At 66.1% G+C, this 14,273-nt stretch carries 17 protein-coding genes; 9 read left to right on the forward strand and 8 right to left on the reverse strand.

What is annotated here, in order from left to right; all coding sequences use genetic code 11:
- The 3 genes from H2040_RS06780 to H2040_RS06790 form a co-directional block, all read right to left on the reverse strand.
- The coding region (locus H2040_RS06780) for an AAA family ATPase (protein ID WP_287156221.1) at positions 1-180 on the reverse strand (180 nt) is incomplete at its 3' end.
- A gap of 14 nt (positions 181-194) precedes the next feature.
- Positions 195-908 (reverse strand): DsbA family protein, encoded by a 714-nt coding sequence (locus H2040_RS06785; RefSeq protein WP_287156223.1) that lies wholly within the window; start codon positions 906-908, stop codon positions 195-197.
- A 61-nt stretch (positions 909-969) separates the two neighbouring features.
- A complete protein-coding gene (locus H2040_RS06790; protein WP_287156225.1) occupies positions 970-1,518 on the reverse strand; it encodes a DUF721 domain-containing protein in 549 nt (182 codons plus the stop codon).
- 47 nt (positions 1,519-1,565) lie between these two features.
- Between H2040_RS06790 and mutY the strand changes: the two genes are divergently transcribed.
- The gene (gene mutY / locus H2040_RS06795; protein ID WP_287156226.1) at positions 1,566-2,633 is read left to right on the forward strand and encodes an A/G-specific adenine glycosylase; all 1,068 of its coding nucleotides are present in this window, start codon (positions 1,566-1,568) and stop codon (positions 2,631-2,633) included.
- On the opposite strand, the gene H2040_RS06800 is transcribed toward mutY, so the two are convergent.
- Positions 2,630-3,073: a RidA family protein gene (locus tag H2040_RS06800; RefSeq protein WP_287156227.1), complete on the reverse strand. Its 444-nt coding sequence runs from the start codon at positions 3,071-3,073 to the stop codon at positions 2,630-2,632. The genes mutY and H2040_RS06800 overlap by 4 nt on opposite strands.
- A gap of 13 nt (positions 3,074-3,086) precedes the next feature.
- Entirely contained in the window at positions 3,087-3,755 is a 669-nt protein-coding gene (locus H2040_RS06805; protein ID WP_022699047.1) for a MarC family protein, read from the reverse strand.
- 160 nt (positions 3,756-3,915) lie between these two features.
- On the opposite strand from H2040_RS06805, the gene H2040_RS06810 reads away from it, so the two are divergent.
- From H2040_RS06810 to H2040_RS06820, 3 genes are read left to right on the forward strand one after another with little or no spacing between them, the layout of a single operon-like run.
- Complete coding sequence (locus H2040_RS06810) at positions 3,916-5,319, forward strand: cytochrome ubiquinol oxidase subunit I (RefSeq protein WP_287156228.1); 1,404 nt, start codon at positions 3,916-3,918, stop codon at positions 5,317-5,319.
- The gene (gene cydB, locus H2040_RS06815; protein WP_287156230.1) at positions 5,316-6,317 is read left to right on the forward strand and encodes a cytochrome d ubiquinol oxidase subunit II; all 1,002 of its coding nucleotides are present in this window, start codon (positions 5,316-5,318) and stop codon (positions 6,315-6,317) included. Before H2040_RS06810 ends, cydB begins: the two co-directional genes overlap by 4 nt.
- Positions 6,304-6,450: a hypothetical protein gene (locus tag H2040_RS06820; protein ID WP_287156231.1), complete on the forward strand. Its 147-nt coding sequence runs from the start codon at positions 6,304-6,306 to the stop codon at positions 6,448-6,450. Before cydB ends, H2040_RS06820 begins: the two co-directional genes overlap by 14 nt.
- Here the strand turns inward: H2040_RS06820 and H2040_RS06825 are convergent.
- Positions 6,447-7,550, reverse strand: a complete 1,104-nt coding sequence (locus H2040_RS06825) for a site-specific DNA-methyltransferase (RefSeq protein WP_022699051.1) — start codon at positions 7,548-7,550, stop codon at positions 6,447-6,449. The genes H2040_RS06820 and H2040_RS06825 overlap by 4 nt on opposite strands.
- Positions 7,551-7,679: 129 nt before the next feature.
- On the reverse strand, positions 7,680-8,315 hold the full coding sequence (gene rnhB, locus H2040_RS06830; RefSeq protein WP_287156237.1) for a ribonuclease HII: 636 nt from the start codon (positions 8,313-8,315) through the stop codon (positions 7,680-7,682).
- A gap of 84 nt (positions 8,316-8,399) precedes the next feature.
- Here rnhB and H2040_RS06835 point away from each other — a divergent pair, with 84 nt between their 5' ends.
- Genes H2040_RS06835 through H2040_RS06850 form a run of 4 tightly spaced genes read left to right on the forward strand, consistent with a single transcriptional unit; the run spans position 8,400 to position 11,666 of the window.
- Positions 8,400-9,068 (forward strand): TIGR04283 family arsenosugar biosynthesis glycosyltransferase, encoded by a 669-nt coding sequence (locus H2040_RS06835; protein WP_287156240.1) that lies wholly within the window; start codon positions 8,400-8,402, stop codon positions 9,066-9,068.
- A complete protein-coding gene (locus tag H2040_RS06840) occupies positions 9,065-9,616 on the forward strand; it encodes a TIGR04282 family arsenosugar biosynthesis glycosyltransferase (RefSeq protein WP_287156241.1) in 552 nt (183 codons plus the stop codon). Before H2040_RS06835 ends, H2040_RS06840 begins: the two co-directional genes overlap by 4 nt.
- Entirely contained in the window at positions 9,613-11,013 is a 1,401-nt protein-coding gene (locus tag H2040_RS06845; protein WP_287156242.1) for a DUF2254 domain-containing protein, read from the forward strand. Before H2040_RS06840 ends, H2040_RS06845 begins: the two co-directional genes overlap by 4 nt.
- Positions 11,010-11,666 carry a class I SAM-dependent methyltransferase gene (locus H2040_RS06850; RefSeq protein ID WP_287156243.1) on the forward strand — a complete coding sequence of 219 codons (657 nt, stop codon included), beginning with the start codon at positions 11,010-11,012 and terminating at the stop codon, positions 11,664-11,666. The genes H2040_RS06845 and H2040_RS06850 overlap by 4 nt, the downstream gene beginning before the upstream one ends.
- Positions 11,667-11,670: 4 nt before the next feature.
- Here H2040_RS06850 and H2040_RS06855 read toward each other — a convergent pair whose 3' ends face one another.
- Positions 11,671-12,525: a uracil-DNA glycosylase gene (locus H2040_RS06855; RefSeq protein ID WP_287156244.1), complete on the reverse strand. Its 855-nt coding sequence runs from the start codon at positions 12,523-12,525 to the stop codon at positions 11,671-11,673.
- Between the two features lie 71 nt (positions 12,526-12,596).
- On the opposite strand from H2040_RS06855, the gene H2040_RS06860 reads away from it, so the two are divergent.
- The gene (locus H2040_RS06860) at positions 12,597-14,267 is read left to right on the forward strand and encodes an electron transfer flavoprotein-ubiquinone oxidoreductase (RefSeq protein ID WP_287156245.1); all 1,671 of its coding nucleotides are present in this window, start codon (positions 12,597-12,599) and stop codon (positions 14,265-14,267) included.
- The last annotated feature ends 6 nt before the right edge of the window (positions 14,268-14,273 follow it).

Here is a 14,273-nt window from a genome sequence, read left to right on the forward strand (position 1 = left end):
CCCCGCGCCGCGCAGCGCCTTGGCGGAGGTGGCCCCCATCACCCAGCGCACGGATTCGAACAGGTTGGACTTGCCGCAGCCGTTCGGCCCCACAACGCCGGTCAGCCCCGGTTCGATCCGGATATCCACCGGATCGACGAAGGACTTGAAGCCTGCAATGCGGAGCTGGCGGAATTTCACGGCCTGGTCGCGCCTTATCCTTCGGCCGGCGTCGCGGCGTCTTCGCCGTCTTCGCCCGCGTCTTCTTCAGACGGCGGCGGGGCCTGATCGCCCAGCAGCGGCGCGAACTTCTCGTCAAAGAAGCTGAGCGCCCGCGCGCCGGCATAGGTCTCGCCGTCGATGATGAAGGTGGGGGTGGAGCTCACATTGAACTTGGCGGAGGCCTCGTCGACCACATCGTTGATGCGGTTGATCTGTTCCTCGTCCCGGATGCAGGCGTCGAATTCCTCTTCATCGATCCCGGCGGCGCGGGCGATGTTCAGAAGCTCCTCGCGCGGCTCCTGCGAGCGGACGATCTGCTCCTGCCGTTCAAACAGCGTGTCCAGCACGTCGTAATACTGGCTGTCCGGCGCGCAGCGCGCGACCAGGAAGCCGGCCATGGCCAGCGGCACGGGCGGGGTGGGCAGTTCGCGGAACGTGTATTTCACCAGCCCGGTATCGACATATTTCTCCTTCACCTCCGGCCACGTCGTCTCGTGGAAGGCCGCGCAGTGCGGGCAGGTGACCGAGGCGTATTCGATCAGAAGCACGGGCGCGTCGGCGTCGCCCAGAATGATGTCGTCCGCGCGCTGGTTCTCGGCCAGCGGGCCGTCGGCGCTGGCGCCGTCTCCGCCCCCGCACGCGGCGAGGAAGAGGGCCGGCGCGGCGATGGCCGCGGTCAGAAGGCTGCGTCTGATGGCTGTGTTCACGTCAAATCTCCGCTCAATCCTTAATAAATCCGCCGATTCTCTCGAGTCTGGCAAGCTCGGCTCATGGGGCGCTGCGCGAAAGCACCGCCCGGCCGAGCCGTTGCAGCGCCGCGCGAAGGCGTTCGGACTCGATCCCGTCCAGCGAGTTTTCCAGCGATTGCGTTTCGCTTGGCGTCAGGCCGCGGCGGACGGGCGGGGCCTTTTTCGGGGTCATGGCCGGCTTGAAGCTCAGCGGCCCTTGCTGGAAGGCGATGCGGGCAATCGCGCCTTCGCCGCAATAAAGGTTCGCCCGCTCGATCAGGCGCGGCGTCTCCGCCTGCAGCAGCGTGGCGGCGGGCCCGCGCGTGCGCAGGGTCAGGGTGCCGGCCTTGCGTCCGCGCGTCAGTTTCACCGGCCGCGCCAGTTTGGACAGGCGGTCGCCCGCAATCTCGTTCCAGTGTTCCGTGATTTCGGTCAGGCCCGGCCCATATTTCTTCGCCAGCGGCCGCAGGACGGCGGCCACGGCGCGCCCGGCCTGCGGCGCCGGCTTGATCGCCGCGCGGCCGCGCGCGCTATTCAGGCGCTGCAAGGCGGTGCGGGAATCGAGACGGGGCGGACGCATGGGGGCCATGGCCGCAAGCCTCGCTTTTCGCGCCGCGGCGGTCCAGAGGGGAAGGCATGAACGATCCACAGGGAAATGAAGGCCCGCCGGCCATGCGCGCGGCGCTTCTGGCCTGGTATGACCGCCATGCCCGCAGCCTGCCCTGGCGCGCCCCGCCGGGGTCGGGGCGCCGGACTGACCCCTATCGCGTCTGGCTGTCGGAAATCATGCTGCAGCAGACCACCGTGCCGCACGCCGCGCCCTACTTTGCCAAATTCACCGAACGCTGGCCGCGCGTGGAGGCCCTCGCCGCCGCCGACCGCGATGACGTGCTGGCCGCCTGGGCGGGGCTGGGCTACTACGCCCGCGCTCGAAACCTGCACAAATGCGCGCAGGCGCTGGCGGCGCAGGGCGGATTTCCCGAAACGGTCGAAGGGCTGAAGGCGCTGCCGGGGGTGGGCGACTATACCTCTGCCGCCATCGGCGCCATTGCGTTTGACCTCCCCCACGTTCCCGTGGACGGCAATGTGGAGCGGGTGATGGCGCGGATATTTGCCCTGGAAACGCCGCTGCCCGCCGCCAAGCCGGAGATAAGGGCGCTGGCCGCGCGCTTCGCCGCTGATGGCCGGCCGGGCGATTTCGCGCAGGCTTTGATGGATCTGGGCGCGACGATCTGCACCCCGAAATCCCCCGCCTGCGCGCTGTGCCCGTGGCGGGACAATTGCGCGGCCTTCGCGCAGGGCGACCCCGCCGCTTATCCCAAACGCGCGCCCAAGAAGAAAAAGCCCCACCGTCAGGGCGTGGCGTTCTGGATGCAGCGGGACGGCGCGGTGCTGCTGCGCCGCCAGCCGGACGATGGCCTGCTGGGCGGCATGTGGCTGCCGCCCTCAACGCCATGGCGCGAAGAGGCATGGAGCGAGGGCGAGGCGCTGGGCCACGCGCCCGCCGCCGCCGAATGGGAAGATCTCGGGGCGGAGGCCCGGCACGTCTTCACGCATTTTTCGCTGGGGCTGGAAATCTGGCGCGCGGCCGCCCCCGCCGGTTTTACGCCGGATGCGGAAGAACGGTTCGTGAAGCTGGAGGATTTGCCGGAAAGCGGCCTGCCGAGTGTCGGGCGCAAGGTGTGGAAACTGGCGGCGTCCTAGTCCTGTCCGCCCGTCCAGGCGATGCATTCCACCTCGACCGCCGCGCCCAGCGCCAGCCCGTCGGCCCCCAGCGCGCTTCGCGCGGGATAGGCGCCGGCCTCGAAATAGCTCGCATAGACTTCGTTGAAGGCGGGCCATTCGGCCATGTCGTCCAGAAAGACGGTGCATTTAACGACATCGCCGAAACCGAGGCCGCGGCGGTCGAGCGCCGCCCCGATATTATCCATGGTCTGGCGGGCTTCGGCGGCCATGCCGCCTTCCGCAAGGCTGGCTTCGCCCGGAACCGTGCCGATCATGCCGGACAGATAGAGAAATCCGCCCGCCTCGACGCTTTCGGAGAACGGGTAATCGGCCAGCGCCGGGTCCGGACTGGGATGATGCAGAGGATCAGCGCCCGCGCTGAGGGTCAGGGCGGCGAGGGCAATCAGCAGCGATGTCATGTCGGGGTCTCCGTCAAGCCAGCTGGCCGAACGTATTGACCAGCGAGTCCAGCATAAGCTGGGCGGCGAGCGCCGCCAGTATCACGCCGAGAACGCGGGTGATCGCGCTGGCGGCGGACGGGCCGGTCAGACGCAGGATCGCGCCGGCGGCCAGGAACAGGATCAGCGAGAGCGCCAGAGTCGCCGCCATGGCGCCCAGCGTCACGCCCTTTTCCGCCAGCGACAGCTTTTCGTCCGACATATAGAGCAGCACGGTGGCGATGGAGCCGGGACCGGCCAGCATGGGCAGCGCCATCGGGAAGACGGAGATATCCTCCCGGTGCTCGATCTCGCCCGGATGCGCCTCGCCGTCCTCTTCCCATTCCTCCTTCACCGTCTCGGCGCGTTCCTCGCGCCGTTCGCTGCGCTTTTCGAAGATCATGTCCAGCGCGATCAGGAACAGCAGCACCCCGCCGGCCAGCCGGAAAGCGTCCAGCCCCACATGCAGGGCGTCCAGCACGAAATCGCCGATGGCCGCGAAGCCGAACAGGATGATGGCGGAGATGATGATGGACTTCACCGCCATGGTGCGCGCCCAGCGTTTCGGCGCGCCCTCGGTCAGGCTGGCGAAAACCGGCGCGACCCCAAGCGGGTCGATCACCACGAAAAACGTGACGAAGGAGACGATGAAGAGTTCAAGCATGGCGCGGCTCTAACGCTTTGCGCCCGCCGGGGGAAGCCCCGAAATTGCGGGCAAACAGGTCAGCGGCGAAACGCCGCGCGCGCAAACGCCGCTTTGCCTTCCGCCGGTCAGGCAATCACAATGGCGGAAACGGCGCTCGCGGTTTTTGGAGAGTTGAACGATGGATTTATCCGATCCGGTCATTCTGGCGCGAATACAGTTCGCGTTCACGATATCGTTCCACATCATCTTCCCGGCCTTCACCATCGGGCTGGCCAGCTATCTGGCCGTGCTGGAAGGCCTGTGGCTGTACACCAAGCGCGACGTTTATCTGCGCGTCTTCAAGTTCTGGCTGCCCATCTTCGCCGTGGCGTTCGCCATGGGCGTCGTTTCCGGCATCGTGATGAGCTATCAGTTCGGCACCAATTGGGGACCGTTCGCAGAGCGCACCGCGCCGATCCTCGGCCCCTTGCTGGCTTATGAGGTCCTGACCGCGTTTTTCCTGGAGGCCGGGTTCCTGGGCATCATGCTGTTCGGGCTGAAGCGCGTGGGGCCGAAACTGCACTTTTCCGCCACGCTGATGGTCGCCATCGGCACGCTGATTTCCGCCTTCTGGATCCTGTCGGCCAATAGCTGGATGCAGACGCCGGTCGCCTACAATATCGAACCGGGCACGGGGCGTTTCACGCCGGACACCTGGATGGGCGTCATCTTCAATCCGTCCTTCCCCTACCGCTTCGCGCACATGACGCTGGCCGCCTATCTGACGACCGCCTTCGTGGTCGGCGGGGTCGGCGCGTGGCACCTCCTGAAGGACCGCGCCAATCGCGGCGCGCGGGTGATGTTCACCATGGCCGCCCTGATGGCGATGGTGGTCGCGCCGCTGCAGCTGGTGGTCGGCGATCTGCACGGCCTGAACACCAAGGAGCATCAGCCGGCCAAGGTCGCCGCGATGGAGGGCCATTTCGAGTCGAAGGAGGGCGCGCCCCTGATCCTGTTCGGTCTGCCGGACCGGGAAGCGGAAAAGGTCCATGCGGAGATCGGAATCCCCAAGCTGGGCAGCCTGATCCTGGAGCATGATCTGAATGCGGAGGTGACCGGGCTGGACGCCTTCCCGAAGGAAGACTGGCCCTATGTGGCGCTGACCTTCTGGAGCTTCCGCGTGATGGTCGGGATCGGCATGCTGATGATCCTGTTCGGCGCGGTCTCCGCGCTGCAGCTTTTCCGCGGCAGGCTCTATGATTCCGGCTGGCTGCACCGCTGGGCCGTGGGCATGGCCCCGCTTGGTTTTATCGCCATCCTCGCCGGCTGGTTCGTGACGGAAACGGGCCGCCAGCCCTGGGTGGTTTACGGACTTATGCGCACGGCGGACGCCGCCTCGCCCGTCGGCGCGCCCGGCGTCGGGATCAGCCTGATCGCTTTTGTTGCGATCTACATGATCGTTTTCGGCGCCGGGACTTTTTATCTGATCCGCCTGATGGGCCGCACGCCGGAGATTGAGGATGACCGCACGCTGGAGAAGGGCCCGATCCGCACCGCGGGCGTCAATCCCGGCCCGGCGCAAGAAGATGGAGGCAGGGAATGATGGACCTTCCAACAATCTGGGCCGGACTGATCTGCATCGCCCTGCTGGCCTATGTCGTGCTGGACGGGTTCGATCTGGGCGTCGGGATCCTGTTCCTCACCGGCAAGGATACGCGCGAGCGCGACACGATGATGAACACGGTCGCGCCGGTCTGGGACGGCAACGAGACATGGCTGGTTCTGGGCGGCGGCGGGCTTTTCGCGGCCTTTCCGCTGGCCTACTCGGTGCTTCTTACGGGCTTTTACGCGCCGATCATCGCCATGCTTCTGGCGCTGGTGCTGCGCGGGGTGGCGTTCGAGTTCCGCTTCAAGACTGAGCGGTGGAAACATTACTGGAGCTGGGCCTTTTTCGGCGGCTCCACCATGGCGGCCTTCACGCAGGGCATCATGGTCGGCGCCTTCGTGCAGGGCGTGGAGGTTCAGGACAATGTCTATGCCGGCGGCTGGTTCGACTGGCTGACGCCGTTCACAATCCTCTGCGGCCTTGCCCTGACGGCGGGGTACGCGATGCTGGGCGCGGGCTGGATGGTGATCAAGACGGACGGCGAACTGCATGACCGCATGAATCGCTGGCGCATCCCCATCGGGATCATCGCCATCGCGCTGCTGGCGCTGGTCAGTTTCGGCACGCTCTACCAGCAGGAAACGGTGCGCCTGCGCTGGCTGACGGCGCAGGATGGCTGGTGGTTCTGGATCATCCCGGCGGGCAGCGCGATCGCCGGTCTGGCCTTCCTCTACACCGCGCGGAAGGGGAAAGAGGTCACGCCCTTCCTGTGGACCCTGGTCCTGTTCGCCACCGGTTTCGCCGGACTGGCGGCCAGCCTCTACCCCTATCTGATCCCGCCGGACATCACCTATCGGGAAGCCGCGAACTATGACGCCAGCCTGGTCTTCATGCTGGTCGGCGCGCTGATCATGCTGCCGATCATCCTGGCCTATACCGCGTTCGCCTACTGGACCTTCCGTGGAAAGGTGGACCCAGATCATGGCTACCACTGATCCCGAAGAGACGCCGGGCGGCCCGGCGCGCAAGGCGCTGTGGTTCGTCGGCCTGTGGATCGCCGGATTCGCGGTCGTGGTCGGCGGCGCCTACGCCCTCAAACTGATTATGGGGATGGTGGTCGGGCTCTAGTTCGGCCGGCTCGGCGACCCGCTGATCCCGCCCGCTTCGCGCACCTGACGGCGCAGCACGTCCAGCGGGATCAGGCCGCCGTCCGTGCGCACATGCCAGAACGTCCAGCCATTGCAGGCCGGGGCCTTCAGAACATGCGCCCCCACCTGATGGATGGAGCCCCGCGCGTCCCCGGTGACGATGGAGCCGTCGGCGCGGATGCGCGCCACGTGGCGGCCATCCGGGCTATGCAGCTTGTCGCCGGCCGAGAGCAGGCCGCGCTCGATAATCGTGCCGAACGGCACGCGCGGCAGGGCGCGGGCGGATTCGGTAACTTCCAGATCCTCCGGCGCGGCGCCGACAACCTTGTCGATCCGTTCGCGCGCGGCGATGCAGTAATCGTGATCGGCGTCCACGCCCATGAAGCGGCGGCCCAGCTTCTTGGCGACCGCCCCGGTGGTGCCGGTGCCGAAGAACGGGTCCAGGATCACGTCGCCCGGATTGGTGGTGGACAGGATCACCCGGTGAAGCAGCGATTCCGGCTTCTGTGTCGGGTGGGTCTTTTCGCCGTCATCCTTCTTCAGGCGCTCGCCGCCCGTGCAGATCGGCAGCGTCCAGTCGGAGCGCATCTGCACGCCGTCATTGAGCATCTTCATCGCCGAGTAATTGAAGGTCGGCTTGGAATCCTTGTGCTTGGCCGCCCAGATCAGCGTCTCATGCGCATTGGTGAAGCGCGTGCCGCGGAAATTCGGCATCGGGTTGGATTTGCGCCAGATGATGTCGTTCAGCATCCAGAACCCGGCGTCCTGCAGAATGCCGCCGACGCGGAAAATATTGTGATAGCTGCCGATCACCCAGATCGCGCCATCGTCCTTCAGAACGCGCCGCGCCTCGTCCAACCAGCGCCAGGTGAACAGGTCATATTCGTCGAACCCGCCGACCTGGTCCCAGGCCGCTTCCACGCCGTCCACGCGGGAATTGTCCGGGCGGTGCAGTTCGCCGCCAAGCTGGAGATTATAGGGGGGGTCGGCGAACACCAGATCGACGCTGCCGTCCGGCAGCGTCTTCATGAATTCCACGCAGTCGCCTTCGTAAATCTCGTCGAGCGGCAAATCCGCCATGGCCCACGCCCCTTTGTTTCTTGCTCTATTCAAGCCCGTCGAATCGGAAGCGTCCAGATTCGTGCGCTCACGGTTAGCGAGGGGCTAAGGAACGTGGTTAACCGGTTTTAACGGGGCGGCGAGGGGGACTCAGATCGCTTTGCCAAAGGCGAAAGCGGCCTGCTGACCTTCTTCTGCAATCCGCACGGGCGCGAAGCTGCGCCGGTGGATGGGCGTGGGGCCCAGCCTGGTCAGCGCCGCCTTGTGGGACGGGCAGCCATAGCCCTTGTGGCTGGCGAAGCCGTAGCCGGGATACACGGCGTCCATCTCGATCATGATGCGGTCGCGCGTGACCTTGGCGATGATGGAGGCCGCGGCGATGGAGACGGACTTGCCGTCCCCGCCGATGATCGTCTCGCAAGCGCAGCTCAGCATGGCGGGGCGCGCATTGCCGTCGATCAGGGCGAAGGCGGCGCGCTCGGGCAGGGCGGAAACCGCCCGCGCCATCGCCGTCATCGTCGCGTGATAGATGTTCAGCTGGTCAATTTCCTGATGGTCGCACATGCCGACGCCCACCACGGCGCTTTCACGGATGCGGGCATAGAGCGTCTCGCGTTGCTCATGGCTCAGAACCTTGGAGTCGTTCAGGCCCCGCGGGCGGCGCTTGCGGTCCGGGAAAAAGACGGCGGCGGCGACCACCGGCCCGGCCAGCGGGCCGCGCCCGGCCTCGTCCACGCCGCAGACCGGCGTCTTCGCGCATCGTCTTTCGTACAGAAAATCGGGCATCGTTCCTGATCCCAACCTGCCGCGATTCAGCGCCAATCGGCAAGCAGGCCTCGCACGCGGGGCGGCGCGGCTGTAAGGGTTGAGATGATGCTCAGCGCCGTCATCCCCGCCCTCAACGCCGCCGCAACGCTGCCCGCAACGCTGGAAAGCCTGATCGGAGCGGACGAGATCGTCCTTGCCGATGGCGGGTCCGGCGATGCGACGGTTTCGGTGGCGGAGGGCGCGGGCGCGCGCCTCGTTTCATCGCCGCCAGGGCGCGGGCGGCAGCTCATCGCCGGGGCCGCGGCGGTGCGCGGCGACTGGCTTCTCTTCCTCCACGCCGACACGCGGCTCGCGCCGGAATGGCGGCGGGCCGTGGATTCCTTCATAGCCGATCCCGCCAATCTGGAGCGCGGCGCCGTTTTCACTTTTGCGCTGGACGATGATTCCGCCGCCGCAAAACGTCTTGCCTGGTCGGTGAACCGGCGGACAGACTGGTTCGGCCTGCCCTATGGCGATCAGGGCCTGCTGGTCTCGCGCCCCTTCTATGACAGCCTTGGCGGCTATCGCCCGTTTCCGCTGTTCGAGGACGTGGACCTTGTCCGCCGCATCGGCCGGGCGCGCCTGACCCGCCTGCCGGTCCGCGCGGTAACCAGCGCCGCGGCGTTCCGGCGCGACGGCTATTTGAGGCGCTCCTTGCGTAATCTCACCCTGCTGACCCGCTATCTGGCGGGCGCCTCGCCGGAATCGCTGGTGGAGGAATACAGGCGATGAGACCCCGTCTTGTCATCTTCGCCAAGCCGCCCGCGATGGGGCGGGCCAAGACGCGGCTGGCCGCCGATATTGGTCCGGTCCCGGCGATGCGGCTCTACCGCGCCATGGTCGCGCACATCCTGAGAAACACGCGCGATCCGCGCTGGAAAACCCTGCTGGCGCTGCCCGACGATAGCCTGAATGCCCGCCACCCGGTCTGGCCGCCGGACCTGCCGCGCATGCCGCAAGGGCCAGGCGATCTGGGCGCGCGGCAGGCGCGGGCCTTCTCCGCGCCCATGACTGTGGTGATCGGAACCGACACGCCGGACGTGACTGCACGCGACATCGCCGCCGCCTTAGCCGCTTTGAGGCGGAGCGAGGCGGTTATCGGCCCGGCTGAGGATGGAGGCTACTGGTTGCTGGGCCTGAAGGGGCCCGCGCGGCCGGGCCTGTTCGACGGCGTGCGCTGGTCACACGCCAACACCTTGAATGATCTTGAGAAACGTCTGCCGCGCCCTATCATGAGGCTCGCCGCCAAGCGCGACATCGACGACGGGACGGACCTTTGAAAACACGCCTTCTGGCCTGGTGGGACGATCTGCGTTCCAGCTACTGGTTCATCCCCGCGGTGATGACCGTTTCGGCGATCATCCTGTCCTTCGCCTCCACCGCTTTCGACCAGATGATCGGTCAGGACTGGGTGGAGGGGTTCGGCTGGGTCTATGCCAACAAGCCGGAGGGCGCGCGGGCCTTCCTTTCCACCATCGCCGGGTCGATGATCGGCGTGGCGGGGGTGACCTTTTCCATCACCATCGCCGCGGTGGTCTATGCGACGTCGCAATTCGGCCCGCGCCTGCTGACCAATTTCATGCGCGACACCGGCAACCAGGTCACGCTGGGCGCTTTCATCGCCACCTTCATCTATTGCCTGATGGTCCTGCGCACCGTGCGCAGCGCGGACGAGCCGGTTGGCGATTTGCCGGAGGGGGCGGAGCTGTTTACCGGCTTCGTGCCGCATTTCTCCATTCTTCTGGCGATCGGGTTCGTCCTGCTCAGCGTCGCGGTGCTGATCTATTTCATCCATCACATCCCGGACTCGGTCCACGCCTCCAATGTCACCGCCGGCGTGGGGCGCGAGCTGAAGAACAAGATCGCCGATTTCTATCCGGCGCGGGAGGAAAAGGACGCAATCCTCCCCATGGACGATGCGCCTTTTGAGCGCCCGGACGCTCCGGCGCGGCTGGCCGCGAAATCCGCCGGCTATCTTCAGTTCCTCTCCGTGTCCTCGCTGATCGAGACCGCCCGCGCCCGGGATGCGGTGATAGAGCTGCGCTTCCGCCCCGGCGATTTCGTCACGCCCGGCCATGCGCTGGTCCGCGTCTGGCCCGCCGAGGCGTTGGACGAGGATATGGAGTCGTCCATCCGAAGCGCCTTTTCCTTCGGCCGCAAGCGCACGCAGGGGCAGGACCCGATCTTCCTGGCGAACGAGCTGGTGGAGATTGCCGGGCGCGCCCTGTCGCCCGGGATCAATGATCCGTTCACGGCGATATCCTGCATGGACTGGCTGGCCAACGCGCTGGGCGAACTGGCGCAGCGACGCGCCGTTTCCGAACGGCGTCTGGACGATGACGGCGATTTGCGCGTCATTCTCTCCACCCCCGATTTTGAGGAATTCTGCGAAGTCGCCTGGGGTCAGCTGCGCCCCTATGTGCAGTCGGACCGCAACGCCGCCCTGCACATGATGGCGTTGCTGGCCGCCGCGTCAGAGGTGACGCCCGCGCGCGCCGACCGCGAAATCCTCGCCCGCCACGCCGGCGCTCTGAATGACGGCGCCACGGAGTCGCTGGACGCCCGCTCCGCCGCCGCCGTGGCGGAGCGCTACGGGGTGGCGGTCAGCCTTCTGGAGACCCCGTCCGGCTTCGATGACGCCGTGGCAAAGCATCGCTGGCTGAGCGGACGGGGATGAGCGGCAAGACGATCCGCGAAAGCTGGGACGCCAACGCCGCGCGCTGGATCGATGTTGCGCGGGAGGGCCGCATGCCCAGCCGCGCGGTCACAAGCCCCGCCATCCTCAACGCCGCCGCGGCCCTGGCGCCGGATCGCGTTCTTGATCTTGGTTGCGGGGAAGGCTGGCTGGCCCGCGCCCTGACGGAGAAGACGGGCGCGCGCGTTACTGGAATCGATACGTCGGCTGCATTGATCAAGGCGGCGCACACGGAGGACCCGGAGAATGATTACCGCGTCCTGGCCTATGAAGACGCCGCCGCGGACCCGGCCCGGCTCGGCGGCCCGTACGATCTGGCTATCGCCAATTTCGCTCTGTTCGACGAAGATCTGACGCCCGTCCTCCGCGCCATCGCGCAGACGCTGACGCCGCAGGGCCGCCTTCTTATCCAGACGCTCCACCCGTCCCTGCTCGACCCTCAGGAAGACGGCTGGCGCACCGAGAAATGGGACCGCTTCGCCGGTGAAGGCTGGACCGACATGCCGCTCTATCTGCGGACCATGGAGGGCTGGCAGGCTGTGCTCGCAGCCGCCGGTTTCAAGCTCGAGGAGACGATTGAGCCGAGAGATAGCGATGGCGCGCCGCTCTCGATAATCTTCGCCGCTTCGATATGAACACCTAACCCTCCTCCAGCCGCTTCCGCAGGCTCAGCAAATCGCGCCAAGTCTGGCGTTTGAAGTCGGGCTTTCGCAACAGGAAGGCGGGGTGGAAGATGGGCAGGGCGGGAATGGTCTGGGCCTGCGATTCATCGCCGGCGGCGGGGGTGTAGGCCCCCCACTTGCCGCGCATCCGCATGATGCCCTCGCTGGAATTCAGGATGGCCTGGGCCGAGGTTTTGCCAGCCAGAACCAGTATCCTGGGCTGCGCCAGCGCGATATGCCGCTCCACGAACGCCATGCAGGCGGCGAGGTCCGATTGCGAAGGGTCACGGTTTTTCGGCGGCCGCCAGAACAGCATGTTTGTGACATAGATGTCCTCGCGGTCCAGCCCGATGGACGCGAACATCCTGTCCAACAACTGACCCGAGCGCCCGACAAAGGGCAGGCCCTGCCGGTCTTCGTCGAAGCCCGGGGCCTCGCCGATGATCATCACGCCCGATTTCATGGAGCCGCGCGCGAACACCGTATTCTGCGCCGTGGCTTTCAGGGTGCACCCCTCGAACCCCTCCACGGCCGTCTTCAGTTCCGCGATCGTGGAGGCCGCGGCGGCCAGGCGGCGGGCGTCGCGCGGGGCGTCTTCCTCCCCGCCGCTGGTTCGGGATGCAGAGGGCGCTGCGACGCGCTGCGGGCGCGGCGCGCTGAGCTTTTCAGGCGCGCCCGGCGCGCGGGTGTCCCGGCGTTCCGGGGCAGAGGCGGATTTGACGCGCGCCGATGGCGGCGGCGCTACGGGCTCGACGCCCGCATCGGACCACCATTCGATCAGGCTGCGCGCGGCGTCATTTATCGCCGCATCCTGTGGTTCGGGCTTTGTCACGCCCTAGCTCCCTCAACGTCCATACGCTAAGACCTTAGGACGAAACGGAGAAACAAGGGAGAGGCCGCTTCATGAGCGACGCCGGCGAACAGCGCGAATCCATGGAATATGACGTCGTGATCGTGGGGGCGGGGCCTGCCGGGCTGGCCGCCGCGATCCGGCTGAAGCAGCGCGCCGAGGAAGCGGGGAGCGAGCTGAATGTCGCGGTTCTGGAGAAGGGCTCCGAGGTCGGCGCGCATATTCTTTCCGGCGCCGTGATCGACCCCAAGGCGATGAACGAGCTGCTGCCGAACTGGCTGGAGGACGGCTGCCCGCTGAACACGCCGGTGAAGCAGGACAAGTTCTTCGTGATGGGCGAGGCCGGGTCCCTGGCCATCCCGAATTTCATCATGCCGCCGCTGATGAACAATCACGGCAATTATGTCGGCAGTCTCGGCGATATGTGCCGCTGGCTGGCCGAGCAGGCCGAGAATCTGGGCGTCGAGGTCTATCCCGGCTTCGCAGCCGGCGAGCTGATCGAGGAAGACGGCGTGATCTGCGGCGTCGCGACCGAGCCGTTCGGCGTCGGCAAGAATGGCGAGAAGAAGGACAGCTACCAGCCGCCGATGGAGCTTCGCGGCAAATACGTGCTGCTGGGCGAGGGCGTGCGCGGCTCGCTCTCCAAGTCTGTCATCAAGCGTTACGGCCTGGACGAAGGCAAGGAGCCTTCAAAATTCGGCATCGGCCTGAAAGAGCTGTGGCGCGTGGCCGAGGGCAAGCACCAGCCGGGTCATGTGCAGCATTCCTTCGGCTGGCCCCTGAAATCCGACACCGGCGGGGGCAGCTTCATCTATCACTTCGGATCGGACGAGAACCGCTATGTCTATGTCGGTTTCGTTGTCCATCTGAATTACAAAAATCCGTATCTGAACCCGTTCCAGGAATTCCAGCGCTTCAAGACGCACCCGGACGTGAAGGAGCTGCTGGAGGGCGGCGAGCGCATTTCCTATGGCGCCCGCGCGATTACCGAGGGCGGGTACCAGTCTGTTCCGAAACTGGCCTTCCCCGGCGGCGCGCTGATCGGCTGTTCCGCCGGACTGGTGAACCTGCCGCGCATCAAGGGCAGCCATAACGCCATGAAGACCGGCATGATGGCCGCCGAAGCCGCGTTTGACGCCATTGCGGAAGGGCGCGCCGGCGACGAACTGGCCGCCTATCAGGACGCCTATGAGACGAGCTGGGTGGCGAAGGACCTCAAGAAGGTCCGCAACGTCAAACCGCTCTGGTCGAAATTCGGCCTGGTCGGCGGGGTGACGCTGGGCGGTATCGATATGTGGACCAATACGCTGCTGGGCTTTTCAGTCTTCGGCACGATGAAGCACGGCAAGACGGACGCGGCCTGCACCGAGCCGGAGAGCAAGCACAAGCCGATCGTCTATCCCAAGCCCGACGGCGTTTTCAGCTTCGATCGCCTGTCCTCGGTGTTCATTTCCAATACCAATCACGAGGAAGACCAGCCCTCGCACTTGAAGCTGCGCGATCCGGATTACCCGGAAGAAACGGAAATGCCGGTCTATGCCGGCCCGTCCCAGCGCTATTGCCCGGCGGGGGTCTATGAATATGTCGAGGGCGATCCGAAGCGTTTCCAGATCAACGCCCAGAACTGCGTTCACTGCAAAACGTGCGACATCAAGGATCCGGAGCAGGTAATCTACTGGACGACGCCGGAAGGCGGCGGCGGGCCCAACTATCCCAACATGTAAGGGCAT

Source organism: Euryhalocaulis sp. (assembly GCF_013911995.1).
GTDB lineage: Bacteria > Pseudomonadota > Alphaproteobacteria > Caulobacterales > Maricaulaceae > Euryhalocaulis > Euryhalocaulis caribicus.